This is a genomic window from Mucilaginibacter angelicae (assembly GCF_042434235.1).
Taxonomy (GTDB): domain Bacteria; phylum Bacteroidota; class Bacteroidia; order Sphingobacteriales; family Sphingobacteriaceae; genus Mucilaginibacter; species Mucilaginibacter angelicae.
Window position 1 is genome coordinate 442,595 of sequence record NZ_JBHLTS010000022.1, and the last position, 26,606, is coordinate 469,200.

Below are 26,606 nucleotides of genomic sequence, written 5' to 3' on the forward strand. Positions count from 1 at the left end.
CTTATAGCCATAAAAAACGCCGGGTTGTAATGCCCGGCGCCTCTTACTTTTTTATAGCATCCTGATGAAGAGGAAGGTCTGAAAAATAATTATTTACCTATCCGGTACAGGTTACCATTATCGGTAACACCGTATAATGCTCCATCTTTACCGGTAACTAATGAACGCCAGCGTTCGTTTTTATCTTTCAACAGGCGCTCCTCGGCCACCACTTTGTTATTTTTGATGACAAGCCTGGCAATATGCGAGCCGCCGAGCGCTCCTACAAATAAATTATTTTTCCATTCAGGGATCAGGTTGCCGGTATAAAAAGTGATGCCACATGGCGAGATACTCGGGTCCCAATAATATATAGGCTGCGTCACGCCTTCTTTTTGCTGTATGCCATCTCCTACCTTTTTGCCGCTGTATTCAATGCCATAGGTTACCACAGGCCAGCCATAGTTTTTCCCGGCATGGATGATATTGATCTCATCGCCCCCGCGGGGGCCAAATTCGGCCTCCCATAACTCGCCGGTTACGGGGTTGGTAGTCATACCTTCAGGGTTTCTTAAACCATAGGCATAAATTTCGGGCAATACGCCGCTTTTATCTGCAAACGGACCACCGGGAACAGCTTTTCCATCGCGGGTAATATGAACAACCTTACCTACTGCGGCACCCAAATCCTGTGCTTTCATGCGGATATCATCGGCGCCATGCTCACCTGTGCTTACAAACAAATTACCCTGTTTATCAAATACAACGCGCGAGCCAAACTGCAAATGCCCGTTGTAGGCCGGTTTGGCATGATATATTACCTGTACATTTTCAAGTTTGCTATCATCGGCCGATAGCTTCCCTTTAGCTACAGCAAGCTGGAAACCGCCTTCAACCTGTTCAGAATAAGTCCAGAATAAAGTCCTGTTTTTTGCAAAAGAAGAATCAAAATTCACATCCAGTAAACCGCCCTGGCCGCCAACAGCTATAGCTGGCAACCCTTCAATATCTTTATCGAAACTTCCGTCGGCTTTTAATATCCGCATGCTACCACCTTTTTCGGTGATCAGGAAACGGCCATCAGGCAGGCAACGCAAAGCCCATGGTGATTTAAGCTGATGATTGATCACGTTAACGCTAAGCTTTGTTTTGGTTTGAATAGCACCAATGCGGGTTTGCCCGGCAAAAGCAGGTTTATATTCGCTGTTGGCTTTCTGTGTTTCAACTGCGGGCAGCGACTGCGCATTTACCCGGCTTACTAAAGTGCCAAGGCCTATTGCAGCAAGCAAAATCGATTTATTAGTAATTGACATAGGGTTGCTTATAATTTTCAAGTACAAACATATATTTTAAACTAAAGTTCTGTTGATATCTGCTACGTGGTATCAAACTTTTTACGATCCGGTCATTTAAAACAACAACAGTTATTTACCGACAGGTATTGCCTGCTCAAAACACATTAAGCCGATCTTACTATTTCGGGCTTATGCCGCACCTATTTAACCCTCTTCCAAACCTCGTTATAGCCATTGTTTAATCCGTTTATATACATTAATGAGTCGGCAACTTTATATTTAAACGTGTTTCGGACGCCTAAAAAACCACTATAACCTATACCGGCTGTATGTATGGTTTCGGTATATACATCATCATATACGGTGTAATTTCCAGCCATAGCGGCACTCATCAGGCTCGCCCCATATTTGACATCAAGTATTACAAACTTATCGTTACTGATCATTTTGTACCTGGTTATCCCTGGCTGATTAGCATAACTGGAGTCTAATAATCCCCGGCTATTTAAAATTTGCCAGGTTCCTATAATGCTATTCTTGTTGCTTACTACTTTTTTTGTAGTTAAACAGGCCGAAAGCACAACCGTGCAAATACTTAAAAGGATAATAGATAAAATGCTTAATTTCTTCATGGTGTTGGTTTTTAGGTTAAACAGGTCAATTATATACATGAAGAATTTAGCGGAGCCATCGCGTGTCACATCAATGGTTGCTTTTAGCCTTTCGGGCAAATCTGCGGCTTCTTCATAAGCATCCTGACCAAGCGCAGAAAAAATGAGTTTGACAGTGTAACTCCTGGGCATCACTTCGCCCGCTTCAATACGCTGAAGTGTTCGCACGCTCAGGTTACATTTTTCAACAAGTTCTTCCTGGGTTAGGCCTTTGGCTTTTCTGAGTTTCGCAATCTTTTTACCTAAATTGGGCTGTTGCATATCCAATAAATTCTGTGACAATGATAAAGTTTAGGCTCACAAGGTACAATAAATACACCTGTATTTATAGCCGACATTAACCCGACTTTCTTATTTCGGGCTTATGTCACTCAGATTATCCAAGTTTTTTCATTGCCTCCTGAGCTACCACTTGCCCGGATATAATAGCCGGCGGCACACCCGGGCCCGGCACCGTAAGCTGTCCGGTATATAACAGGTTATTGATATTTTTAGCCCGCATGGCAGGTTTAAAGAAGGCAGTTTGGGCAAGGGTATTAGCCAAACCATAGGCATTGCCTTTAAACGAATGATAATCTGCCTTGAAATCATTGAGCGCATAACTTCGTTTCACTACAATCGAATCCCTGATATCCTGCCCCGTAATGTGAGCGAACCTGTCCATCATCAGGTCAAAATATTTTTCACGGATGGTTCCATCGTCATTTAATCCCGGAGCTACAGGCATCAGGAAAAACAGGTTCTCACCGCCTTCAGGGGCTACGGTACTATCTGTTTTTGAACTGCAGCATACATAAAACAGCGGACTGGAGGGCCATTGTGGCTCGGTATAGATCTCTTTGGCATGAAGCTCAAAATCCACATCAAAAAATAAATTATGATGTTGTATCCCATCCACTTTTTTGTTGGTGCCGATATAGAAAAGCAAACTGGATGGCGACATGGTACGGCTATTCCAGTACTTAGCGGTGTAATTACGATGGGGTTTATCGATTAAGTGCTGGTCAACATGCTCATAGTCGGCCCCTGCAATTACCATATCGGCGGTAAACACACCATTATTGGTTTGGATGCTATCAACCTGTTTATCCTTTATACTGATTTTTGTAACCTCTGTATCGAGTTTAATCTCTACCCCCATTTCGGTAGCGAGGCTCACCATGGCTTTTACAATCTCGTTCATACCGCCCATAGGGTACCAGGTACCCAGCGCCAGATCGGCATAGTTCATCATGCTGTACATGGCAGGGGTATTTTGAGGCGTAGCACCTAAAAATAATACCGGAAACTCGAGCAATTTAATCAGTTTAGGGTTTCTAAAATACTTTCGCACATGGCTGCTCATGCTGGTAAGCAACTGAATGCTGAAGCTTTTTTTGATCAGGTTAAAATCGATGAATTCGGTAATGGAATGCGAGGGGCGGAACACATATTCGCCCATGCCTACTTTATATTTGTACGCTGCCTGGGCCAAAAATTCACGTAATGCCGGGCTGCTGCCGGGTTCAGTTTGTTCAAACAGGGTTTCAAGTGCTGCCAGATCCGCAGGTACATCAAGTATTTCATTTTTGCTGTAATAAACCCGATACCCGGGATCGAGTCTTTTTAATTGATAATAATCAGCGATTTTTTTGCCGAACAGCGCAAAAAAGTTTTCAAACACATCGGGCATCCAGTACCAGCTTGGCCCCATATCAAACCTGAAGCCAGCCTGCTCCCAAACCCGGGCGCGGCCGCCGGGCTGATCGTTTTTCTCCAGTATGGTAACCTTATAACCTTCTTTAGCCAAAACACAGGCTGCCGATAAACCCGCAAAGCCCGAACCGATAACAATAATATGCTTGTTGCTGCCCATGTTTAATGTGAAGCCCAAGGTAAGAAAATTGTTTTGGTGCCATTAAAAAACAATACCGCTTTGAATTTGTACTTTTGAAAATGACCATGCGAGTGCCGATGATGAACTTGTACGATGAAACTTGTTTTGAATGCAGTAAACTGATAACTAAGCAATACAGCACTTCCTTTAGTCTCGGCATTAAAACTTTCGATAAAAATTTCCGATACCCCATTTATGCCATTTATGGCTTTGTGCGCTATGCTGATGAAATTGTAGATACCTTTCATGGTTACGATCAGCAGCAACTGATCAGCAGGTTTGAGCAGGAAACTTTCAAAGCTATTAAAGAGGGCATCAGCACTAACCCCGTGATCCATTCATTTCAGCAGGTGGTTAACAAGTATGGTATTGATCATGAACTGATCATGGCTTTCCTGAAATCAATGCAAATGGATCTGGATAACAAGGCCCACGATAAGGATAGTTATCAAGCTTATATCTATGGTTCGGCAGAGGTAATCGGGTTAATGTGCCTGCGTGTTTTTACAAATGACGAAGTTTTGTATCAATCGTTGATTCCAAAAGCGAGGAGCCTGGGAGCAGCATTCCAGAAAGTTAATTTTTTGCGCGATGTTAAGGCCGATTATACCGAACGCGGCCGCACATATTTTCCGGGGATTGATTTTAATAATTTTACCGAACAGGATAAGCTTGCCATTGAAGCCGAAATTAAACATGATTTTGACGAGGCTTTTGAGGGGATAAAGCGACTACCGGTTGGCACAAGGCTTGGAGTTTATATTGCATATATTTACTACCTGCAGCTGTTCAAAAAAATAAGCTACACCCCTGCCAGTGTAATATTGCAAAAACGTATCAGGGTATCTGATGCCCGCAAAATGAGTTTGTATATCAAGGCTGTTCTGCAGCAAAAATTAAACGTTATTTAATGTTCAAAAAGATATTTTTTACAGTCAATTTATTGGCGCTGATATTCATGTTGCAATCGGTTAAGGCTGAGGAGCCTAATTTGAAAATGCTGCGTAAACAAATGGTGATGGCTATTGATAAAAGCAAAACCACCGATTCATTATATAGCAGCCTCGATAATATCAAAGATAAAAGCGGTATCGTGAACGGTTTTATAGGCGCACTGCTTGCCTTAAAAGCTAAACATGCCTGGAACCCCTATTCTAAAATAAAATACATTAACAGATCGGAAAAGGTTTTTAAACAGGCAGTAGCGGCCGATCCGCATAATATCGAGATCAGGTTCATGCGTTTTTCCATCGAGCATAATGTGCCATCCATTCTCGGTTTTAATAAAGATCTTGTAGCCGACAGTGAAGATATTATAGCGCAACTGGATAAAAAGAACTATGGTTCGGCCGATAAGGAGCTGACCATAGCGATCATCAAATTCCTGATCCATTCCAAAAGATGTACACCTGCCCAAAACCAGGTACTTAATAAACACTTAACCGAACTTACGTGAGATACACCTATTTGCTGATCAACCTGCTAACGGTATTTTTTCCCGTTGTGCTTTCGTTTGACAAAAAGGTGGAGTTTCACAAAAGCTGGAAATTTATATGGCCGGGCATGGCCATTACCGGTTTGTTTTTTTTGTTTTGGGATGTACTTTTTACCATTAAAGGTGTTTGGTCATTTAACCCGCTTTACGTTATAGGGGTCCGTTTTTGGGGCTTGCCGCTTGAAGAGGTGATGTTTTTTTTAACAGTTCCCTTTGCCTGCATATTTATTTATGCCTGCCTTAATTACTATGTTAAATGGCTGATGCCCTTCAGGCTTACCAGTATCATAAGCAGTATGGTAATACTGCTGAGCGTGCTGATGCTGATATTTTATCATGGCCGGCTTTATACTGTGGTTACCTTTGGATTGCTGTTGATATTAGTGCTGCTAATCCAATATGTTTTTAAGGCTGAATGGCTTAATCGTTATTACCTAACATATATTGTGGCGCTTGTACCTTTTTACATAGTGAACGGCATATTAACCTCAATCCCAATTGTGCTGTATAACAATGCCGAAAACATTGGGAAACGGGTGGGTACTATCCCTTTTGAAGATCATTTTTACCTGATGGCTTTATTGCTGATGAATATTAGTTTCTTTGAATATTTTAAACTACGGAAATTAAACCAATGAGCGAGCTGCCTATATACACTAAATCGCAACTGGCTTTACGCAATGGCCAGGATAAGCCCCAGATTTGGGTGGCCTACAAAGGCGATATCTATGATGTAACCGAAAGCCGCCTGTGGCGCAATGGCAAACACTATGAGCACTGGGCCGGGCAGGACCTTACAGATGAGCTCGCCGACGCGCCGCATACCGAAACAGTATTTGAAAAGTTTGAAAAGATAGGAAAACTAAGCCCCGCATAATTTCATTACGCGGGGCTTAAATATTTTAAGGTTCTCTCCTTTAGAGAGGATTTAGGTAAGGCTCTTACAATTCAAATTTAGCCAGGCCGACAAACTCCTGGATGCGACCAGCTATTTCTTCTTCGCTGAGGTTTCTTAACCTTTCTGAGCCAAATTTTTCAACACAGAATGAAGCAAGGGCCGAACCAAAAATGATGGCATTTTTCATGTTGTTGAAGTTAACGGTACCTACTTTAGCCATATAGCCAATAAAGCCGCCTGCAAAAGTATCACCTGCGCCTGTGGGGTCAAATACTTCGGCTAAGGGAAGGGCCGGGGCACTGAAAATTTTATCTTCATGGAACAACAAAGCACCGTGCTCACCTTTTTTAATGATGAGGTATTTTGGCCCCATAGTTAATATTTTGCGCGCAGCTTTAACCAGCGAAAACTCACCTGATAGCTGACGTGCTTCGGCATCATTAATGGTCAAAACATCAACCATTTGGATAGTTTTTAACAGCTCTTCGAGGGCAATGTCCATCCAAAAGTTCATGGTATCCATTACAATGAGTTTAGGGCGGTTTTTAAGGCGTGCTATAACCGTTTGCTGCACCTGCGGAGAAAGATTGCCCAGCATCAGGTATTCGCAATCCTGGTAGCTGTCCGGGATGATTGGATCAAAAGCTTCCAATACATTGAGCTCGGTTATTAGGGTATCGCGGCTGTTCATATCGTTGTGGTAACGTCCGCTCCAGAAAAATGATTTTTCGCCCTGTTTTATCTGCAGGCCTTCGGTATTAATGTTGTGTTTTTGCAGATCCTCAATTTCATGCTGAGGAAAGTCGTCGCCAACAACGGCAACAATTTTTATTTTATCATAAAAGTAAGAAGCGCCCAAACTTGCAAAGGTTGCAGAGCCGCCTACTATTTTATCGGTTTTACCAAAAGGGGTTTCAATGGCATCAAACGCCACAGTGCCAATAACTAACAAACTCATGTAAAGATATTTATATTTTTTCGCCGCAAATATTGTGAAAATTAAGGGATAATCATTCATCGGGATCTATTTGTAACGCCAATTTTCATCTGCGAAAGCATAATTTAAGCAGCTTTAATGAATCCAGCATCGAAAAAAAGGAGATTTGATGAGAAATTTGCCAGCTGTAAAAAAATCCGCAATACATCTCAACACATAAATACCACATAATCAGCTATAAAAAAGACAGATGAAAAATATTTCAACTTTTTTTGAATAAAAATTGTGAAATATCCGACGAGTTTTTACCTTTGCCCCACTCCAAACCGGATTAGATTCCTGAGTAGCTCAGCCGGTTAGAGCATCTGACTGTTAATCAGAGGGTCGCTGGTTCGAGCCCAGCCTCAGGAGCAAAGCCCCGCACATGTGCGGGGCTTTTTTGTTTATTCTTTGGTAAAGATTGCGCATTTGTACAATAAGCTTTAAATTGTATCAATGAACCTTATTTACAAAACATTACTTCTTTTTTTATCTTTCAATAACACACACCAGCTATTTTGTTCATCGACTAAACCTGTTTTAAATTTCGTTATTCCGAAAGGGGATTCAGTAATACAACGTGAAACAGTAATTGTAGATGGCAATAGGTATACTTTTATCAATATTTTAAGTGATAGCCCTGGCTATAAATTCTATATAAAAAATAAAAGCGGTAAAACTGTTTACACATATAAAGATGGGAGCGCCTTATATTTTAAATTGAATGATTTTAATAGCGATGGGTATAAAGATGCCATCTTAGAATTGAGAGGCGTGGATTCTGGTCAGCAAGACCTGATTATTTATGACGCAAAGTCAAAAAGATTCAAATTAGCTGGCAATTGTTCAAATGCTGAAAAAATACCCAAAACAAAATATTATTATTCCTATGAGGATTGTTGTATGGGTAGATACTGGAGTAGTGACCTATTTTATATTTCTGAGTCTAAAATTATTAATATCGGCCACATTAAATATAATGATGATTCCGGACTATACTTTTTTAAACTTACAGGTAAAAAAAAGATTCTGTTAAAAAAATGGCGCGTTCGAATTAATGGCGATACGCCGGTTACGACAGGGCCGCATATCGATTTTGATTTAGGACATTATTGGATTAAGCACTGGAGTTCCTTTGTAAATAACTAATTGGTTAATCACTTTTCAATATTTCGTTCGAAAAAATCCAGTCTGAATCAGCATTAAAACCACTTCAACTCATTCAAAACACGTATTTGATTTCAAAATTGATTTGAAAAACGCCCAACCTCAAGAGCGATTTTTGACGACACCAGAGGTTTACCGCAAAGCTTAAAATCCATTACTATTAGTAATGGGTTTTTTGTTATTTTTATTTCCCGATATAACAGCCTTAACTCACTCATGTATCTTCGGTTTACAACTCAATTTATTAACCAATATGGTGAGTTGGAAACAGGGATATTTATGGCACTTAAATATCTACGTGACGACCATTCTTTAACAAAAGATGCCGATATTAATAAACTAAAGGAATTATCCGGGTGGTTTAATCAGAATTTGGAAAAGCCAACGAGATTCTCTAAAGGGACAAGCAAGTATAACGCCGACGTGTCATTGTCGTGGTTTAAAGACTCAGCCAAAGAGCACATTAAAAAAATACAAGACTTAATAGAAATAGCTGAGCAGTACGATATTATTATAGACAGAATAGCCAGTAAAAATCCTGGTTATATTGTTTTTGAGGATGAATACCAGGTTTCGGCTATACCATTTAAAGCTGATCGAAAAAGAGTGATATAATTAAAATACCAGTAACTCACTCATCCAAATTTCCAACTCTCCTTAAGCTTTTAGGCAATTGATTCAAAAGTCATTCATTGATAGGGCGTAAAAGGAAACACATATTTTAACCTTCCTTTTTTTATGCCCTCAAAATTCTGTTAAAAACAGAACAATGGGAATAAAAGAATATATCCCCACTGTTTATGTGATTGTAAATAAAATTTCATTTACAATCAATATAACATTCGGCTTTTATTACTCAGACCAGGGTGAATGCAAAATCAAATCGCAATAGTCTTTTCTTTGAAATCCGGGAATCATACAGGCACAAATATCAGCATTGATGCTCCCGTAGGTAGTATGCGGTTTATGTTTAAAACCGTCGAAAAAAGTGGTTATCATGTTTTTCTTCAGGTCATTTCGCGGAAATTGTTTTACAATTTCTTCACGATCGTTATGCGATAACTGATCATACCCCTTACCAATAACATCCAATGCCACTGCATAATTCAGTAAGGCAACCTCGGGTTCTTTGTATTCGGCAATACCAGGTGATGTGTGAAGCGCTATCGCATCCCATACCAGTTGCATCGATTGCGGCGAAACGCCATGGCCACGCAGAAAATCGCGGGCGGCATTTGCTCCGTCAATTTCAAACCGCTTATCGTCGCTGCGGTAATGCGCCGTTAGCCCCAAGTCATGAAACATGGTACTAACGTACAAGAGTTCTGCATCATACCGGATATTGTTTTGCTTACCGTTGAGTGCTGCAAAAAGAAAAGCCCGCAACGAATGGTTGTACAAAAGTTCGCTGCCATGCTCACGCAATAATTCTGTGGCCTGGCTGGCAATTGCACTGTCGGGTATTTTTATACCGGCTACAGTTTTATGTGGAATTATCATTTGATTAATTTTTTATGGATACTTAAATTTATCAGTCAGCTACTATTTTTTTAAAATGCTGCCATTTACCATTGACGCGTTTTTACTTTTTCATTGTCCCACAAATAAATCAGTACCCCAATTGAAATAATTGGAATAAAAAGCGAGATCCCAAACCAACGCCAAAAAGAAAGCCCGATCTGGTATGCAAGGATGCCTGCTGCAAACTGGAAACAATTAATGATGGAGAAAACGGTGAGGATAAAAAGAAATGTTAACATGATACTTTATTTTTAATGTAAACAATTTGGATGCAATGGGTTATGCAAAACAACTATCAGATATGAAGGCTAAGGCTTTCCTGGAGAAAGGGGTGGTTCTTCGGCGCAAGGGCTTTAAATTTGCTCAATGAGTTTAGCAGCATGTAAATAAACAAGCCTGTAAAACCTATAAAAACCGAGCCTTCAATAACTCCTATTTCGGTATACCAATGTGATTGTGGCCCTGTGGTACCTGGCATGATCATCAGCCAGTAATCAAGCCAGTGCCCGCCGATTAAAAGGAAACAGGTTGCTTTCATTACTTTTACTTTACGCTTGGAATCCCGCGACATCAGCACGAAAAACGGCCCGCAAAAATTGATGGTCATGTTTAACCAGAACCAAAAATTAAATTCGGGCTCCCATCTTTTATAAAAATAAACAGCTTCTTCCGGCAGGTTTGAGTAGTACATCAACAGGAATTGCTCAAACCACAGGTATGTCCAAAAAATAGAAAAACCAAAGATCTGTATCCCCAAAGTATGCAGGTGGTTTTCGTTAACCCATGGCAGGTACCCGGCTTCTTTTAAATAAATGATGATGAGCGTAATTACTGTAAACCCGGTAGCTAAAAAGCCCAAAAGGTTGTACCAGCCAAATAAGGTAGAGAACCAATGGGCCTCTAATGACATGATGGTATCAAATACAAACAATGGAACTGTAAAGCCAAATACCGCTATAAACGCTGCCGAAAGTGTAAAACTCTTTTTATAATTAAAAACCCCGCCTATTTTATCTTCATTAACTGAGTATTTAACCAGCAGCCTGCCCATAATACTATAAACAGTAAGGTAAGCTACCATCCGGACAAAAAATAACGGGAGATTCAAGTAGATCGATTTACCGGCGATAATGGGATCGTAATTTACATTGCCTGGAGTGGTAACCCCTTTTAAAGCCCAAAGCTTATACAGGTATGGCAAAATCGTTGTTGCCCCGGCCTCATTTTTTCCGCTATGCGTGGTAAATATTCCTGCACTAATGATAACCAGCAGTATTACCGACGCGGCAGGCAACAACTTAACCAGCACCTGCGGAATGCGGAGTATGGAAGCCGACCACCCCGCCTGTGATATATATTGAACAGCGCAAAAACAAACTCCAAATATGCAAACCGAGACAAAATAATAGCCCATCAGCAATAAGTTTGAAAAGGTACGCTCTCCGCTGCCCGATAAAAAACCATATAATACGCCCGCTATACCGATAGCTATCATAATAAAGCTCCAGATTTTTGCTTTGCCGGTAAAAACAAATGGCTTGTCGAAATTATTTTGTGTGATCATTTTGAATGATGATGTTGTTTAAAATTGGTGGACTTATGTTTTGTACTATTTTTAAGCGGTTACAATATCTTTGACCGGCGGGCTCATTTCAACAGCCTCCGCATATTGAAAAAGGCGCCCTATTTCCTCATGAGCGGTAATATGATTTGCATCAACAACTATTAAAAAAAACCGGCTGTCGGATGGTGGAAGGCTAATCACTTTTGGAACCCGGGAAGGAAACAGATACGTTGCGAAAACGAATGTTAAAGCCATTATAATAATGCCGATCAGGAATGCTGAAATCGTCTTCGAATTCATTAATGGCCATCCATGTTCAATTAAGTAATAAGTCAACGTTGACAAGGCGGTACCTCCGAGCAACCCGAATTTGATGGCAGCATGCCCCCGGCGCAATCTTTTAATTTGTAGTTTTTCATCAATCCCTTTTATCGGTTTTGACAGGTGTACCTCAAGAATCGGAACCTGGTAATGCTGCAGTACTTCAATACCGTGTTTCAAATCATCGGTACTGTAAAAATGATTTAAAATCAATTTCGTTCTCTTCATCTTTCATGTTGTTTTAATCACTTCAGGATCTTGTTATTAAACCGGCAGGGCACTTACAAGTAACAGAAAGCCTGAAATGATAAGCCCATGCTGATTATTTTCAATGTATGTGCAGATTATGGTGCTTTCGGAAAGCATTCGGGGTCATACCTGTTTGCTTTTTGAACAGCTTGCAGAAATAGGAACTGTCTTCAAAATTGAGTTTGTAAGCAATCTCCGTAACGGTTAATTTAAGATTGATCAGCAATCGCTTTGCTTCCAGTATGATCCTGTTCCTGATCAGATCCCCTGCTGATATGCCAACCATTTCATTGCATAGCTTATTCAAATGATTTGGTGTTATATGCAATAGTTCGGCATACTGCTTTGGAAGACGCAAGCTGAGATAATTTTCGTCGATCAGCTTTTCAAAATTTTGACGCAGTGCGTTTTTGTTCGGCTCAACAAAAGACAGCCTGTTTCGGCCATCCAGGTTGCTTATTTCCATAAACAGCAGGAGTAACAGCACCCTAACTGTGTCATTCTTAAACTTGTTGTCGCCCAATGTTTCTAAAATCGCCTTCTCTATCAGTTCCACAACAGTCCATCTCAATTCTTCCGGCACCTGGATAATGCAGTCCTGAACATTTCCGTTAAAAAAGTAGAATTGATCCAGGTAATTAGCATTTAGCAGAAATGACTGGAAAAACTGGGCCGGGAAATTAATAATATACCCATCTATGTTTCCTTCAAAGTGCCAGTCGTGTATTTGTCCCGGTGCCATGAAATAAAACTGGAACGGCTTGATTGAATACGTTTGATAGTCTATTGAAAATTTTCCGCTGCCTTCAGTAAATAAAACCATGTGATAAAAATCATGGCGACGAGGAAAAGTGGTTTTCTTAAACTTTTTCAGGAACACTCCAAACCTGCTTACAATTACCTGGGTATGCTCGTTAAAATGGCAGAGGTCAAGTAATGGAAACTCACTTTTCATATATTCTTTTACTTCAAAGCTTTCATTGCAATGGCAATGAACAGCAGTCCGACACCTTATTTTTTCTCTGTATTTATGTTAAATAATAAACTCAAAATTAGAGACTTAAAATGCGCCAGTACGGTAATAATCGGTTCATTTACGGTATTTTTTACTCACTGTTTATTGCCTTGACAGGGTAAAAAAGGCACAATTCAATACGTTACAAGTTATTTATACCTGAAGTAGAAAGAGGGATTAAAAGTAGAGGAAGAGATACCCGGTTCAATTTAAACACGGATAAAAGCTTTAGGTTGCAGCGTTTTACCGGTACTTAGTCAGTATCCTTATGGATATGCTTTCTGAAGCCATCGGGAGACACCCCTGTTTGCTTTTTAAAAAATTTACAGAAATAGGAGTTGTCTTCAAAGTTTAACGCATATGCAACTTCCGTAACCGTGAGGCTAAAATTAATTAACATACGCTTGGCCTCAAGGGCAATCCTGTTCCGGATTAAATCTCCTGCGGATTTTCCCAGCGTTCCGTTGCAGAGTGCATTTAAATGATTAGGGGTAATGAATAAAAGCTCTGCATATTGCTTCGGCAGCCGCAGGTTTAAATAGTTTTTTTCTATCAACTTCTCAAAATTCCGCAATAAGGTCATGTTATAGGAATCTGCCGCATGAGCTTCGTTTCTTACGTTCATATTCCCGATTTGTAAAAACAACTGCAGGATCCAAACCCGGATTGCATCCGTCTTAAACCGGTATTGTTTTTCCATCTCTTTAACCGCGTTTTCCAGGATATTAATGATTGAAGTTCTTTGTTCTTCCACAATATCAATCACCGAATCGCCTGCAATACCGTTTAAGAAGTAAAATTGATCAAGATAGTCTGATTTCAATAAAAATGACTGGAAAAACTGAGCCGAGAAATTAATGACATAGCCATCCATATCGCCCTCAAAATCCCAGCCGTGAACCTGGCCCGGGGCCATAAAATACATTCTGTAAGGTTGAACTTTGAAATTCTGAAAGTCAATTGAAAAGCCGCCGCCGCCCTCCGTAAATAATATCATATGATAAAAATCATGACGGTGCGGAAAATGTAGTTTTTTGAGATTTTTTAAATAGACAGCAAAACGGCTTACAATAATGTCCTGCTGTCTGTCTAAAGAAAACTCGCAAATATCATATACTTTAAACTCACTTTTCATGCTCAAGTATAATGTTAGTGGCTACTCTTCATTTAATTCATACACATAACCCAGGCTGTGCGCGTCCCTGTGTGATACGTTCAGGTCTTTCACAAGCCCCGTCTTCAGGTCTATTACCCATCCGTGCACTTCCAGATCGGTGCGTTCTTTCCAGGCATTTTGCACAACTGTTGTTCTGCACAAATTATAAACCTGCTCTTCTACATTGAGTTCTACCAGGCGGTTTACCTTCTCTGTGTGATCAGCAATGGCATCCAGTTCATGACTATGCATCCGGTAAACATCCTTAATATGCCTCAGCCAGTTGTCAATCAGGCCAAACTGTTTCTTACTTAAGGCCGCTGTTACGCCACCGCAGCCGTAATGCCCGGCAACAATCACATGCTTAACTTTCAACGCGTTTACCGCGTAATCCAGCACACTTAACATGTTCATATCCGAATGTACGATTACATTTGCAATATTACGGTGTACAAATACTTCGCCGGCCCTTGTGCCTGTAACTTCATTTGCCGGGACCCGGCTGTCTGCACAGCCTATCCATAATATCTCCGGGCTTTGCCCTGCAGCAAGTTTGTTGAAAAACTCAGGTTCTTCCTGCATGCGTTTAGTAGCCCAGTCGCTATTTGCTTTGAGCAGGGCTTTGTAACTTTCTGTTTGAGCTAATTTTAATTCCATGATCTTTTGTTTTTATCTTATTGGTTTTGAAATTTATTGAGGAGCATAAAGCATTTACATCCCGGCTTTATGCTCCTGGTACCTGATTAAAATTTATTGAATGGTAAAAATTTGCCATCCAAAGTAAGTTTTACACGGGCGCCGTTTGGTGATTCAACACGTTCGATACCCACCGTAAAGTCAATACCACTCATTGCGCCATCGCCGAACAGTTCATTAATAGCAGCCTTAATATCGGGGCCATAATTCTGCATCATTTCAGTTAACCTGTACAGGGTTGGATCGGTAGGCGTAGGCTGCAAAGCGCTTCTTAAAGGAATTTCCTGTAATGACTCAACCAGTTCAGGTGTCAGCGATAAAATCTCCCCAATTTTTTCGGCGGCTGTTTTATCCAATGCAGCCTGACCATGCAGTGCGTGGATTGTCCAGATTAAACTGCTGCCGATGGCGTTTGCCAGGTCCTGGAATTTTACTTTTTTTGTTTTGATGCTTTGAATAATTAATTCAGTTGCTGTTTGTCTGTTCATTTTTTTAATATTTTTTTGTTGATCAAAAGTACTGGCTGCCAGTTTATTGCCACGGTAGCAGATAGTGGCGTTGCGGTACATTTTACTGATTTGATTATTTTTTGGAGATAGCGGTACAGTAATTCCAAGTTGCCGCAGCTTTTTTTGAGATTTGCACACGGCCCCGGATTTTTATCTGCAGCAATGGGCAGGTTTGGATGGATTGGTAAGCCCGGGTATCAGGTACTGGCGACAACGCCATATTATAAGTGCGGATTTGCTATTGTCTGGAAAAAAGCCCGCCATTTAATAGGGCAACTAACCTGTTACCCTTCCTTTTTATATTCAGAAATATTTTGTCCGGTTACATTTTTAAAAAACCGGCTAAAGTGTGCAGCATCTTCAAAACCCAACTCATAGGCAATTTCTTTTGCAGACTTATCGGTATAATAAATTAATCTTTTTGTCTCGTCAATTATACGGTCGTGAATAATTTGTAATGGCAATTTGTGATGATAACGTGCAAACAAATTAGATAAGGTTTTAGGGGATTTATTGAGTTCATTGGCGTAAAACTGAACCTGGTGATGCTTCTTGAAATTCCTGTCGACCAATAAATTATATTTTCTGACGATATCAAATTTATCAGATTCAACTGGCTGCTCGTTGACATATTGCTCTTTTGCCAATCGTGTGGCAATAATAATCAGCCTTTTTAACAGCATTTTGAGCATTTCCGATTGTGTGCTGCCGGTTGTTTCAAACTCCTCGAGAAATACTTTTCTTAAGATGTTCAGTTTTTCCTGGTTGGATTCGTTCAGCTTTATAAAAAGATGACCATATGATCCAAAAAACAAGAAACCTGCGCAGCTCACTTCATCATCATGATCAACAATACAATAAAAATCCCGGTTATATTGCCAGGCAGTAACCTGCCTGGGGTTTTCAAAAGTGAATGACTGATTGGAGAACAGCGGCAATAAACTCCATGAAGCAAATATGTAAGGGATACTATCAATACATACTTCCTGATCAGGGCCGCTATTCAGAGCAATAGTAAAAAGCCGCTCCGCTGCCAACTCCGTTCTCTGGCCCGAAAATATTTCATCCTGCAGAAAATGAATTACGCCGTTTGTTCGCCGATCAATATGTGATAATTTCATTTCAATTGTGACAACCTATTTTGCCAGTTTAATAATTATATACTGCAAACCTAAAATATCCGATACGCGCGAGATGGTGTTTTTGGTGTATTATGCGGTATTATTTACTTGTTCACAAAACCTGGATAGCTAATTTGTTTAATTAAAAAAAAGCGCCGGCTTTAATAACACCGGCGCTTCAGCAATTGATACCAGGTCGTTAACCAGCTATCTTCATTACAAACAACAAATAAATGATCTTAAATTTCAGGTGCCACCGGGAAGTCAATTGGAACGTTCACCACAGCATTTAAATAATTACTAAAAGTTCTTTCGGAAATAATTAACAACGCATCAACAAGGCTTTCATTTGTATACCCTGCTGCAAAAAAGTTATCAATAACCTCCTGACCAGCTTTGCCCTTATTGTTGGTTACTTCTTTAGTTAACTGTGCTAATGCATCTAATTTTGCATCAAAGCTTAAGCTACCACGACGGATTTCCAGGATTTGTTCATCTGTAAAACCATTGAGCTTACCAATCATGGTGTGGGCGCAAACGCAATAATGACAACCGTTTATTTCACTCACGATAAGGTTAATTACTTCTTTCTCTTTGATATTAAGCGAGCTTTTTGCGTTTGAAAAGGCCAGGTAGGTAGCTAATCCGTTTTCTGAGCTTGCCATAAATGCATAACTGTTAGGAACCTTGCCTAACTTTTGTTTTACGTTGTCAAATATGGCCTGGTTGGCAGGACTAACTTCATCGCGGGTTGGAACTATAAACGTTTTCATCATTTTGTATATTATTTCTGTCGTTATTGACAGTACAAATTTGCGTTCAACAGCTCCCCGAAAAAATGGATTTAATTCCTGAAGAAATGCCGATTTTTCCACCTGCGTGTAGCATAAATTAAAACCTATTTTGGCTCTGGATCAGGAAGCTTTACCTTAGCCATCCCCCGGTATAACCACATGAAATCCATAACTTAGTTTAACGGAAACACGCGAAACAGCAGTAAAAAACAAACTCCAAAAATTAAACCTATGACACAAGAAAACAACAGCATGAACGAAGTACTCGGTTACGAGGTATTTACGTCTACACGGCCCGGCCTGAACCGGGACCCCAACACGCCTCCCGGCCTGGATGACCTAAAATGGGTACCTAATAGCGCAACGCTGATATATGGCAAAAAGGATGCGGTACTTGTAGACGTTTTCCTCGCCATTGAACATACGACTGCACTGGCAGACTCTGTCGCCGCTACTGGCAAAGAACTTAAGTACATTTACATTACCCATCCGCATGGAGATCATTTTTACGGCCTTCAGTTATTGCTCGATCGTTTCCCCAATGCAATAGCGATTGCTACCCAGGCCGTTGCAGAGGATTGTGCCGAGCAGGTGCGACCGGAGGTAATTGAAGGCTTTTGGGCTCCCCGGTTTCCGGGGCAGATCCCTGAAAAACTGGCTGTTCCACAGGCGCTGCAGGGCAATGAATTTGAGCTGGAAGGGCAAAAATTGATAATTTTACAGACAGGTTTTTCCGATACACACGATACAACCAGCCTTTATGTGCCTTCTATCGGACTTATAGTAGCCGGCGATGTAGCCTACAATGGCGTTCACGTATATCTCGCAGAAACGACATCGGAAACCCGCAAAGAATGGAGAAACTCCCTGGATATGCTGATAGGACTGCAACCAAAAAGAGTTGTCGCGGGGCATAAACAGCCTTCCTTTTCTGACGATCCTGCTATTTTAACGGAAACTAAAAAGTACCTGGAAGATTTTGACCGCCTCAATGCAGAAACTTCAACCAACCTTGAACTATATAACGGGATGCTGGCACTCTACCCGGACCGTGCTAACCCGGGCTCTCTTTGGGGAGGAACGTTAGCAGCTAAAAAGGAAACCATGTAATCCTGTTACTGCTTTAAATATCAGGTAAGGGTGTCTCAAAAGTAACTGAGGCACCCTTATTTGTTTTTATAATAAATTAAGATACTTTTCTGTTTGCGATTAAAAACAGCTTCAACTAATTGATAATAAAATCACTGTGTAATGCAGCTTAGGCTTATACCGGCAGGTATTTATTAAGCACCTTTCCATTTTGGTAGGCGATTGAACTATCTAATTTCAGGATTTTTTTCTCCTTGAAAATTGAACGTCCGCTGCCAATTGCAACCGGGCAGATACTAATAAAATATTCGTCAATAAGGTTCAGGCTGATGAGCGAGCTTACAAAATCAACACCTCCGTAAACAAGGATGTCTTTGCCGGGTTGGTTTTTGAGTTCCTGTACAACGGTAGCCAGGTCCCCGTTTTCCACTTCTACGTTCCTGCCGCCGATGCTTGTCTCTGTATGACTGAAAACAATCTTACGCATATTTACTATGAGTTGTGCCAAAGCTTTTTGTGGGCTGTCGGGCTGATTGTCGGCCACATTTTGCCAGTAATCAGTGAACCCTTCGGTGGCCAGCTTGCGTCCCATCAAAAGGGTATCGGAACTATCGGCCAAATCAATTATTTTTTGAAAACCGGCTTCATCCCCGCCGGAAATAAATACCCAGTCATTCTCACCATTTGGTCCGGCTACAAAACCATCAATGGTCATTTGTACCTGTAATTTTAACTTTCGCATAATATTTGTTTTAAAATTGATTTTGTTTCTTTCTATAACAAAGGTCTGCAAACGGTACACGATATTGCGGGTGTAATCACGACAAACAGGAGGTGATTTGCGGCGAAAACAAGTGGAAACGTATTAGTATTATACTTTCATGATAAATCAACCCATTGATTACCAGCCCACCTCGCCACCATCCTTAAAGAATTTAGCGGTAATGCCCGGATGAGATTGTGTTGCCAGTTTTACAATGGGCATTGCACCCTGCTCCGGGGTTTTTGCCCCCTGAAACTGATTAAGATCGGTAGCTGTATATCCTGGTGTAACACCGTTTACACTAATGCCGGTATCATTTAGTTCATTGGCCAGCATTACCGTAAAGGCATTTAGTGCTGTTTTTGATGAACCATAAGCATGATACTTGGCCCGGTTTGGGTTTCTCTGCGGTGCAGTATGCACGGCGAGGGAGCCGACTTCGCTGGAAACATTGATAATAGCCCCTTGGCTGGACTTTTTCAGCAGCGGCAAAAATTCCTGCGTGGTTTGTATAGCGCCGAAAAAGTTGGTATCGAAGATCCGGCGCAGGTTTTCTATGCTGCTTGTAGCAAGATCCTGGGGCTGGTTACCGGCAATTCCCGCGTTATTTATCAGGATATCCAAAGACCCAATTTTAGCCTCCAATTCTGCTCTTGCCTCACGCACACTATTGATATCGGCCACATCTATCACTATAGTTTCTACATTAGTTATACCCAACTCTTTCAACTGCCTAACAGCTTCAAGTCCGTTTGCTTTACCCCTGCTGCCTAAATAAACATAATGATTTAGTTGTGCCAGTTGTTTGGCGGTTTCAAAGCCAATCCCTTTGTTTGCCCCGGTGATTAATACTGTTTTCATGGTGATATTTTTAATTTAAGCTAAAATATACGATGGCAAAAAAACATAATCGGCTTATAAAGCGCAATGCACAATCAATTGCAGTTATTGGACTATTCACGGATCAAGCTCAATGAAAGGTTTTGGAAACATTTATTAAACCCGTGCGATGGGCTTATTGATATAGTAGTGGTTGCGAAAGTTCAGGCTTAGATTAAAAAAAGGCCGCCTGAAAAACAGGCGACCTCCATTTAATCAGATCAGTTAATTCTGTTTAATCTTCTGCAGGCTCATTGCTGGCTGCAACGTTTGCCTGGCTTTCGGCAATTTCAGTTAGTAGTGCATCTGCTGTTTTTTCTTCATCAAGCGTCAGCACAAATAATTCGGCAATTTCATAATACCCTAAAGTTTTAGCTAAAGCGATCATGCCGCCATACGAAGCGATTTCATAGTGCTCTGCTTTCTGACCGGCGAAGATCAGGCCAACATCGCGCTGCGCTGTGCCTTCTTCTGTTGCGCTGATGATCTCATCACCTTCATCAACAATACCTGCCATGGCTTCGCACTTACGGCTATCGGGCTCAAGACCTAAAATACCGAAAACCTGCTCCAGGCGGCTAACATGCCCTTCCGTTTCGGTTAAATGTTGTTCAAAAGCGTCCCTGAGTTCTGTAGATGTAGCGGCTTCGGCCATTTCAGGCAGGGTGTCAACGAGCTTGTTTTCTGCCCAAAGCAAATCCTTCAGTTCGTTCACAAAAAAATCCATCAGTTTAGAATTACCGATAGAAGCAGTCTGTTCTTGTTCCCATTCGCCATCTTGTATAATAGTTTCCGGCTCTGGAGAGTTAACGGCCCGTGTTTGGTATTCACCGGCAGCTCCCTCATAGGATGGTTCGGCAGCTATACTTTCCTCATCATAGTTTTCATCGTCGTCATTGTCTGTTTCTGCCTGGTCGCGCAGGGATTTGATCAGGTTATGCCCTTCCATAATACCTTGTTGCTGTGTTTGTAATATTTGTTCCAGTTCCGGGGCGAGCTCATTTTCCGGATCCAGCGCATCCTGATAAGCACTTTTGGCAGCGTCTTCACCGCGCTCGCATTCATTCAGGATGGCTGCGAGATCGCTGCCTGTAAAGGCAGATTTAATGTTGATCCAGGCGCGGTGTAAATCGCCGGAAGTGCTGGTGCCTTCCACAGGCTCGCCAAATCGATTCGCGATACCGGTTAGTTCAGCAACATTCTGGCGGCTTTCGCCGGCTAATTTGCTGAATACCGTGATCAATCCACTCTCATCGTCTTTTAAATCTTTACCTGCTTTTTCAAAACCGGCAGCGCGGTCATTGTTAATCTTAATAAGATCATTGATCACATCAAGTGATTTTTCTGTGTTTTCCATGGGTAGTTGTTGTAGAGGGTAGTTATTTGTTGATTATTTAATTGCCGGCGTTTTCAATCTTGGTAAGTTGCTGCGTCGTAATTATTGCTTTGTAGGTTAAGCGTTAACAGGTTCGTAAGTGCTCCATTGTGCCACGCCTTTTGGTTCCGCATTTTTCACCTCAGCACTTTTCACAGCGCTCATATTCTTACTTTGTGTATCGGCAGCTTTTAGTTCCTTGCTAAAGTCTTGCGGCAGATTGGTTTGGCCTTCGGTTTCCTGTACTTGCTGCAAAGGTTTTTCCACAAAGATCCATTCCTTGTTCATGCCCGGCATCTCGCCTTCATTCCATGGGCCGCGTACGGCACCGTCAGACAGATTGTAAACCTGCTGGGTATAACGAGGATCGGCAGCAAGTACGCCCGGCGGGAAGTTATTCGGGATGCTATCCAGTGCAGCTTCAAACATCTTGTAATGTGCCACTTCGCGCGTCATTAAAAAAGACAGTGTTTCGTGGATATAAGGATCATCTGTAAATTTCATCAAATGCTCGTAAACCAGTTTTGCCCTTGATTCAGAAGCCAGGTTACTGCGCAGATCGACGGTCAGGTCGCCATTGGAGTGGATATACGATGCACACCACGGAATGCCCTGGCTGTTGCGCGGGGTTACGCCGCCGCCTGTGATCATTACGAATTGCGGGTTGGCAGTCAATGCTTCATGGATGATGTTTTCTTTGGCCGCCTTGCCGTTCATCACCTGCATGATCTCGGAACTGTCTGCGGCATTCTTCAGCTCGCCATTAACGCCTTTTAGTAGCATCTGGATGGTAGCACCAACAATTTCCAGGTGACTGAATTCTTCGGTGGCAATGTCCATCAGCATGTCGTACTTGTCTGGGTGCGGTACCTTAGCGCCAAAGGCCTGGGTGAAATACTGCATAGCCGCGGCCAGCTCTCCGTTTTCGCCGCCGAATTGCTCCAGTAAAAGGTTAGCAAAGCGCGGGTCAGGGTGCGAAACCCTGGCATTAAATTGTAGTGATTTAACGTGGTGAAACATAATAGTAAATTTTAGAAGTGAATGGATGAAATGATTGGGTAAGTAGCTTGGTAAGAGAGGATCGTGCGTGTTAATACAACTAAAATAATCGCTCAATGTTTCAACTTTAAATTAAAATATTATCATATTTTTCAATATTTAAGAAACGGAAAATTTCTCTCCGCAAACAAATTCATCAGCAGCGCCATAATAAATGGTCAGTTCATCGCCATCAACAATATGGCCGTTGGCGAAAACAACAAACCCGAAAAATCCATAGAGTTCATAAGCTTCGGTGGGTATCATAATAGGATAGGTGGTGCGCCCCAATATTTTGGAAGGATTGACTCGTCCTGACTCAAATCCGTACAACCAAACGTCCGTTTTTATTACAATAGCTCCCGTTTATAAAGTTATATTTGTTATATATCAGCAAGTTATAAAGCTGGAATAACCTTTGAAGCGATATTGTAACTTGACCACATACATCTTCCATATCACCCCCTATGACCTGGCGTTTTTGGCTGCGATATTTATCGGCCTGACTTTTAGCCTGCTGCTATGGTTTACCAAAAACATTAACCGCACTGCAAACCGTTTTCTTGCCCTGGCGATGCTAACCATTGTTTTATGGATGGCCTGGGTGTTAGGAAAAAGCATTGGACTGGGCGCTTATTTCCCGCATTGGAGCCGGCTGCCACTTCAATTTTCGCTGGCCATCGGCCCGCTCATTTATTTTTACGTATTTAAGATAACCCGGCCGGAATATAAATTATGTCGCAGGAATCTGCTTCACTTCATTCCCTTATTGCTGCAACAGGGCATTTTTGTGCTGGAGATTGGGCAAAGTATCAGCACCGGCGCGGCAACTTATCATACCCCCATCTTTCGGCAAACGAGCCCGGTACTGAATATGGCGGCCTTCGTTTCGGTGCTTGTCTATTTGCATTTTGCCTTCAGGATGATAGAAAGCTATTACCGGCAATTTAAATTCAATAACGTAAACGACCGCTACCGCAACCAAATGCGATGGCTGCATCGCTTAATCAAAGCCCTTGGTCTTTTATGGCTACTATGGCTGCCATATATTGCTGCAGATTGTTTTTATTTCCATTACCGGTTAGGTGTGCATGCGTACTACCCTTTATATCTGCTGTTAGCGGGAACGATGATCTGGATAGCGGCGACAGTCCATTTAAAACCAGGAGTCATGGAGACCGTACCGGCAGTGCCGGTTTCAAAACCGACAACCCCGGCAGCACTCAGGCAAAAAGGCAATTGGCTGAAGAAAGTAATTGAAGATAAACGGTATTATCAGGACCCGGAATTAAGTTTAAATTCACTTGCAGAAAAGCTTAATCTCAGCACCCATGAACTATCACGTATAATTAACACCGGGCTCAAAAAAAGTTTCAACGATTTTATTAATGAATACCGGGTTTTAGATGCAACCCGTAAAATGGCGGATCCGGCTTACAACCATGTTACATTGCTGGGCATTGCATATGAGTCAGGGTTTAACGCCCAAAGTACGTTTAGCCGTATTTTTAAGCAGGCGACCGGTAAAACCCCGCTGGAATATAAAAATGACCTGAAAAAAGGTTTCCCATCCTATAATTTGAGAAGTATTGCGCTATCTGCTGCGGTAGTTTCGAACCATGAAGCCATTGATAAGTGGCCTGGAAGGAAATTAAACCGCAGCTATATGTTCAAAAATTATTTTAAAATCGCGTGGCGCAATATTACCCGCCACCAAAGTTACTCGGCCATTAATGTAGCCGGACTGGCAGTGGGGATTGCAGCCTGCCTGCTTATATTTGTAGTTGTTCAATATGAGCTGAGCTTTGATACGTATCAACCCGGCTATAAAAGCACCTATCGCATCGTTACTAAAAAAGATCGGGAAGGTAATATCAGGTATAGTGCCGGGATCTCAACACCCGCGATAGACGCGTTTCGCCTTTACTTTCCGCAGGCTACTATTGCAGGTATCAATGCCATTTATGGCAGCCAAATTGTGGCCCCGGCGGCGAATGGCAACCCGGCAGGCGATAAAAAATTTGTTGAGAACACCGGCATCATGTTCGCCGAACCCCAGCTTTTCGATATTTTCTCAGCAACCTGGCTCACCGGCAGCGCATCGGCTTTGAAAGATCCTAATATGGTGGTGATAGATAAAAGCAGCGCCATAAAATATTTTGGCAGTTGGCAATCGGCAGTAGGAAAAACGCTCAGGATGGACAACCTGCTAACGCTAAAGGTGGCAGGTATAATACAGGATTTGCCTCCAAATACCGACCTCCCGTTTAAAGTGCTGGTTTCATACATCACCTGGAAGCAGAACGCAAAAAGCTACCATTATTTGAATACCTGGGACGAAACCAGCAGTGACTGGCAGGTATATATCAAATTTCCTGCAAAAGTATTGCAAAGCACCGTCGAAAGTCAGATGCTCAGTTTTTCCGAAAAACAATTTAATAATAGCAAACGCACTGGCAGCAAACGATATGCTGTAGCACAGCCCTTATCAACGATCCACTTTGATACCAGCTTTGGCGGTACACTTGGCGATCACGTAACCAGCAGGTCAACGCTGCGCACCCTGTCGCTTATTGCAGTGCTGATCATTATTATGGCATCCATCAATTTCATTAATCTTTCAACGGCGCAATCCGTCGGCCGCTCAAAAGAGGTAGGGATCCGTAAAGTACTTGGGAGCAGCCGTGGGCAATTAATAGGCCTGGTGATGTGCGAAACTGCCATTATCGTACTATTTTCGGCTGGGCTTGCTGTATGTTTGGCCGAAATAGCTTTACCATTACTCAAACATGTAGCCAGCGTACCGGATAGCATTGGTTTGTTTAATCCCGGCATATTGCTTTGCCTGGCTTATGTAATAGTTGCGGTGGTACTGCTTTCCGGGATATATCCGGCCATTATCGTATCAGGATTTAAACCTGTCCAGGCGCTGAAAAACAAGATTAATTCTGCCGCGGTTGGCGGTATATCGCTCCGCCGTGTGCTGGTAGTTACCCAGTTTGCCATTTCACAGCTGCTGATTATTGGAACGGCCATCGCCGTTAAACAAATGGATTTTGTAAACAACGCCGACCTTGGATTTAATAAAGAAGCTGTATTAGCTATACCATGCCCTGCCGATAGCGTCGGTTTGTCGCGAATGAAAAGCTTTAAACAACAGGTACTCGCATTGCCGGGTGTAAAAGCGGCCAGCTTTTCGGCTGATGCACCATCGTCATCGCATAACAATTCAAGCAATTTCTTTTTCAATCATTCAGATAAAGATCCGGGCTTTGATATTTTCATGAAGATAGCCGATGCGGATTACTTTAAAACATTTGGCCTCAGGTTTATAGCGGGCAAAGGTTATGAAGCCAGTGACACCGCGCGCCAACTGGTGGTTAATGAAACTTTTATACATAAACTCGGCATTAAACGTGCCGACGATGCTTTGGGCAAAACCCTTACCTTCGACAGTTATGGAAACCTGCCGATAACAGGTGTAGTTGCCGATTTTAAAACAAACTCCATGCGCGAGGAAATTAAGCCGCTGGTGATGTATCCCTCAAAACAATTTGAACAGGAAATAGCGGTAAAAATTGAAAGCCGAAAGTTTGCCAAAACGGTAGCATTGGTGCAAAGTACCTGGGAAAAGAAATATCCCGAATACGCCTACACCGGCTTTTTTGTTGACGACAGCATTGCCCAATTTTATAAGCAGGAAAACCAACTCGAACTGATTTATAAAATATTTGCGCTTATCGCGATTTTTATCTCCTGCCTTGGCTTGTACGGGCTGGTATCATTTATGGCGGTACAGCGAACCAGGGAGGTGGGGATCCGGAAGATTTTAGGCGCATCAATAAGTAGCATTGTGTACCTGTTTTCGAAGGAATTTTTAGCACTTATCGTAGTAGCATTTGCGATTGGTGCGCCCGTTGCCTGGTACCTGATGAACGGATGGCTGCAAACTTTCGCCTATCGTATTTCTCCGGGCCTATGGGTTTTTGCGGCAGCCATTACAACTTCGCTGTTGATTGGCTGGTTCACAGTAGGTTACAAAGCCTTAAAAGCCGCACTGGCAAACCCCGTAAGTAGTTTGCGCAGCGAATGATCAGGTTGCACATCCTAAAAGCCGGCGAGCAAAACCGCACACCGGTTGTAACGTTTTCGTACATTG

At 41.9% G+C, this 26,606-nt stretch carries 27 protein-coding genes and 1 tRNA gene; 9 read left to right on the forward strand and 19 right to left on the reverse strand.

The window, feature by feature from the left end:
- Positions 1-89 precede the first annotated feature (89 nt).
- The 3 genes from ACFFGT_RS14020 to crtID all read right to left on the reverse strand — a co-directional run bounded on the left by ACFFGT_RS14020 (position 90) and on the right by crtID (position 3,800).
- Positions 90-1,292, reverse strand: coding sequence for a PQQ-dependent sugar dehydrogenase (locus ACFFGT_RS14020; protein ID WP_377023169.1), 1,203 nt, complete (start codon positions 1,290-1,292; stop codon positions 90-92).
- 182 nt (positions 1,293-1,474) lie between these two features.
- Positions 1,475-2,206 (reverse strand): helix-turn-helix domain-containing protein, encoded by a 732-nt coding sequence (locus ACFFGT_RS14025; RefSeq protein WP_377023170.1) that lies wholly within the window; start codon positions 2,204-2,206, stop codon positions 1,475-1,477.
- Between the two features lie 115 nt (positions 2,207-2,321).
- A complete protein-coding gene (gene crtID, locus ACFFGT_RS14030; protein ID WP_377023171.1) occupies positions 2,322-3,800 on the reverse strand; it encodes a bifunctional phytoene desaturase/3,4-desaturase in 1,479 nt (492 codons plus the stop codon).
- Positions 3,801-3,880: 80 nt separating this feature from the next.
- Here crtID and ACFFGT_RS14035 point away from each other — a divergent pair, with 80 nt between their 5' ends.
- The 4 genes from ACFFGT_RS14035 to ACFFGT_RS14050 are packed head-to-tail and all read left to right on the forward strand — an operon-like array spanning position 3,881 to position 6,193.
- Entirely contained in the window at positions 3,881-4,732 is an 852-nt protein-coding gene (locus tag ACFFGT_RS14035) for a phytoene/squalene synthase family protein (protein ID WP_377023172.1), read from the forward strand.
- On the forward strand, positions 4,732-5,277 hold the full coding sequence (locus ACFFGT_RS14040; RefSeq protein WP_377023173.1) for a hypothetical protein: 546 nt from the start codon (positions 4,732-4,734) through the stop codon (positions 5,275-5,277). Before ACFFGT_RS14035 ends, ACFFGT_RS14040 begins: the two co-directional genes overlap by 1 nt.
- Positions 5,274-5,954: a lycopene cyclase domain-containing protein gene (locus ACFFGT_RS14045; RefSeq protein ID WP_377023174.1), complete on the forward strand. Its 681-nt coding sequence runs from the start codon at positions 5,274-5,276 to the stop codon at positions 5,952-5,954. The genes ACFFGT_RS14040 and ACFFGT_RS14045 overlap by 4 nt, the downstream gene beginning before the upstream one ends.
- Entirely contained in the window at positions 5,951-6,193 is a 243-nt protein-coding gene (locus ACFFGT_RS14050; RefSeq protein WP_377023175.1) for a cytochrome b5 domain-containing protein, read from the forward strand. Before ACFFGT_RS14045 ends, ACFFGT_RS14050 begins: the two co-directional genes overlap by 4 nt.
- A gap of 64 nt (positions 6,194-6,257) precedes the next feature.
- Here the strand turns inward: ACFFGT_RS14050 and ACFFGT_RS14055 are convergent, their stop codons facing one another.
- Positions 6,258-7,172, reverse strand: coding sequence for a PfkB family carbohydrate kinase (locus ACFFGT_RS14055; RefSeq protein ID WP_377023176.1), 915 nt, complete (start codon positions 7,170-7,172; stop codon positions 6,258-6,260).
- A 316-nt stretch (positions 7,173-7,488) separates the two neighbouring features.
- Between ACFFGT_RS14055 and ACFFGT_RS14060 the strand changes: the two genes are divergently transcribed.
- From ACFFGT_RS14060 to ACFFGT_RS14070, 3 genes are all read left to right on the forward strand, one after another.
- Positions 7,489-7,562: transfer RNA gene (locus ACFFGT_RS14060), tRNA-Asn, on the forward strand.
- An 84-nt stretch (positions 7,563-7,646) separates the two neighbouring features.
- The gene (locus ACFFGT_RS14065) at positions 7,647-8,339 is read left to right on the forward strand and encodes a hypothetical protein (protein WP_377023177.1); all 693 of its coding nucleotides are present in this window, start codon (positions 7,647-7,649) and stop codon (positions 8,337-8,339) included.
- Between the two features lie 297 nt (positions 8,340-8,636).
- Positions 8,637-8,972, forward strand: coding sequence for a hypothetical protein (locus tag ACFFGT_RS14070; RefSeq protein ID WP_377023178.1), 336 nt, complete (start codon positions 8,637-8,639; stop codon positions 8,970-8,972).
- 237 nt (positions 8,973-9,209) lie between these two features.
- Here the strand turns inward: ACFFGT_RS14070 and ACFFGT_RS14075 are convergent, their stop codons facing one another.
- The 10 genes from ACFFGT_RS14075 to ACFFGT_RS14120 all read right to left on the reverse strand — a co-directional run bounded on the left by ACFFGT_RS14075 (position 9,210) and on the right by ACFFGT_RS14120 (position 17,285).
- Complete coding sequence (locus tag ACFFGT_RS14075) at positions 9,210-9,857, reverse strand: HD domain-containing protein (RefSeq protein ID WP_377023179.1); 648 nt, start codon at positions 9,855-9,857, stop codon at positions 9,210-9,212.
- 65 nt (positions 9,858-9,922) lie between these two features.
- The gene (locus tag ACFFGT_RS14080) at positions 9,923-10,117 is read right to left on the reverse strand and encodes a hypothetical protein (protein ID WP_377023180.1); all 195 of its coding nucleotides are present in this window, start codon (positions 10,115-10,117) and stop codon (positions 9,923-9,925) included.
- Between the two features lie 56 nt (positions 10,118-10,173).
- Positions 10,174-11,442, reverse strand: coding sequence for a quinol:cytochrome C oxidoreductase (locus tag ACFFGT_RS14085; protein ID WP_377023181.1), 1,269 nt, complete (start codon positions 11,440-11,442; stop codon positions 10,174-10,176).
- A 51-nt stretch (positions 11,443-11,493) separates the two neighbouring features.
- A complete protein-coding gene (locus ACFFGT_RS14090) occupies positions 11,494-11,991 on the reverse strand; it encodes a quinol:electron acceptor oxidoreductase subunit ActD (RefSeq protein WP_377023182.1) in 498 nt (165 codons plus the stop codon).
- A 100-nt stretch (positions 11,992-12,091) separates the two neighbouring features.
- On the reverse strand, positions 12,092-12,967 hold the full coding sequence (locus ACFFGT_RS14095) for a helix-turn-helix domain-containing protein (RefSeq protein WP_377023183.1): 876 nt from the start codon (positions 12,965-12,967) through the stop codon (positions 12,092-12,094).
- 313 nt (positions 12,968-13,280) lie between these two features.
- Positions 13,281-14,162 (reverse strand): AraC family transcriptional regulator, encoded by an 882-nt coding sequence (locus tag ACFFGT_RS14100; RefSeq protein ID WP_377023184.1) that lies wholly within the window; start codon positions 14,160-14,162, stop codon positions 13,281-13,283.
- 21 nt (positions 14,163-14,183) lie between these two features.
- Entirely contained in the window at positions 14,184-14,840 is a 657-nt protein-coding gene (locus tag ACFFGT_RS14105; protein WP_377023185.1) for a carbonic anhydrase, read from the reverse strand.
- A gap of 86 nt (positions 14,841-14,926) precedes the next feature.
- Entirely contained in the window at positions 14,927-15,448 is a 522-nt protein-coding gene (gene cynS / locus ACFFGT_RS14110; protein ID WP_377023186.1) for a cyanase, read from the reverse strand.
- A gap of 224 nt (positions 15,449-15,672) precedes the next feature.
- The gene (locus tag ACFFGT_RS14115; RefSeq protein WP_377023187.1) at positions 15,673-16,509 is read right to left on the reverse strand and encodes a helix-turn-helix domain-containing protein; all 837 of its coding nucleotides are present in this window, start codon (positions 16,507-16,509) and stop codon (positions 15,673-15,675) included.
- A gap of 239 nt (positions 16,510-16,748) precedes the next feature.
- On the reverse strand, positions 16,749-17,285 hold the full coding sequence (locus ACFFGT_RS14120; RefSeq protein ID WP_377023188.1) for a carboxymuconolactone decarboxylase family protein: 537 nt from the start codon (positions 17,283-17,285) through the stop codon (positions 16,749-16,751).
- 249 nt (positions 17,286-17,534) lie between these two features.
- Between ACFFGT_RS14120 and ACFFGT_RS14125 the strand changes: the two genes are divergently transcribed.
- Entirely contained in the window at positions 17,535-18,413 is an 879-nt protein-coding gene (locus ACFFGT_RS14125; protein WP_377023189.1) for an MBL fold metallo-hydrolase, read from the forward strand.
- Positions 18,414-18,567: 154 nt separating this feature from the next.
- On the opposite strand, the gene ACFFGT_RS14130 is transcribed toward ACFFGT_RS14125, so the two are convergent.
- The 5 genes from ACFFGT_RS14130 to ACFFGT_RS14150 all read right to left on the reverse strand — a co-directional run bounded on the left by ACFFGT_RS14130 (position 18,568) and on the right by ACFFGT_RS14150 (position 22,780).
- Positions 18,568-19,134 carry a dihydrofolate reductase family protein gene (locus ACFFGT_RS14130; protein WP_377023190.1) on the reverse strand — a complete coding sequence of 189 codons (567 nt, stop codon included), beginning with the start codon at positions 19,132-19,134 and terminating at the stop codon, positions 18,568-18,570.
- A 159-nt stretch (positions 19,135-19,293) separates the two neighbouring features.
- On the reverse strand, positions 19,294-20,016 hold the full coding sequence (locus ACFFGT_RS14135) for an SDR family oxidoreductase (RefSeq protein ID WP_377023191.1): 723 nt from the start codon (positions 20,014-20,016) through the stop codon (positions 19,294-19,296).
- Positions 20,017-20,269: 253 nt separating this feature from the next.
- Entirely contained in the window at positions 20,270-21,391 is a 1,122-nt protein-coding gene (locus ACFFGT_RS14140) for a DUF892 family protein (protein ID WP_377023192.1), read from the reverse strand.
- A 96-nt stretch (positions 21,392-21,487) separates the two neighbouring features.
- The gene (locus ACFFGT_RS14145; protein ID WP_377023193.1) at positions 21,488-22,429 is read right to left on the reverse strand and encodes a manganese catalase family protein; all 942 of its coding nucleotides are present in this window, start codon (positions 22,427-22,429) and stop codon (positions 21,488-21,490) included.
- A 138-nt stretch (positions 22,430-22,567) separates the two neighbouring features.
- On the reverse strand, positions 22,568-22,780 hold the full coding sequence (locus ACFFGT_RS14150) for a glycoside hydrolase family 130 protein (protein WP_377023194.1): 213 nt from the start codon (positions 22,778-22,780) through the stop codon (positions 22,568-22,570).
- Between the two features lie 103 nt (positions 22,781-22,883).
- Here ACFFGT_RS14150 and ACFFGT_RS14155 point away from each other — a divergent pair, with 103 nt between their 5' ends.
- Positions 22,884-26,540 carry an ABC transporter permease gene (locus ACFFGT_RS14155; RefSeq protein ID WP_377023195.1) on the forward strand — a complete coding sequence of 1,219 codons (3,657 nt, stop codon included), beginning with the start codon at positions 22,884-22,886 and terminating at the stop codon, positions 26,538-26,540.
- The last annotated feature ends 66 nt before the right edge of the window (positions 26,541-26,606 follow it).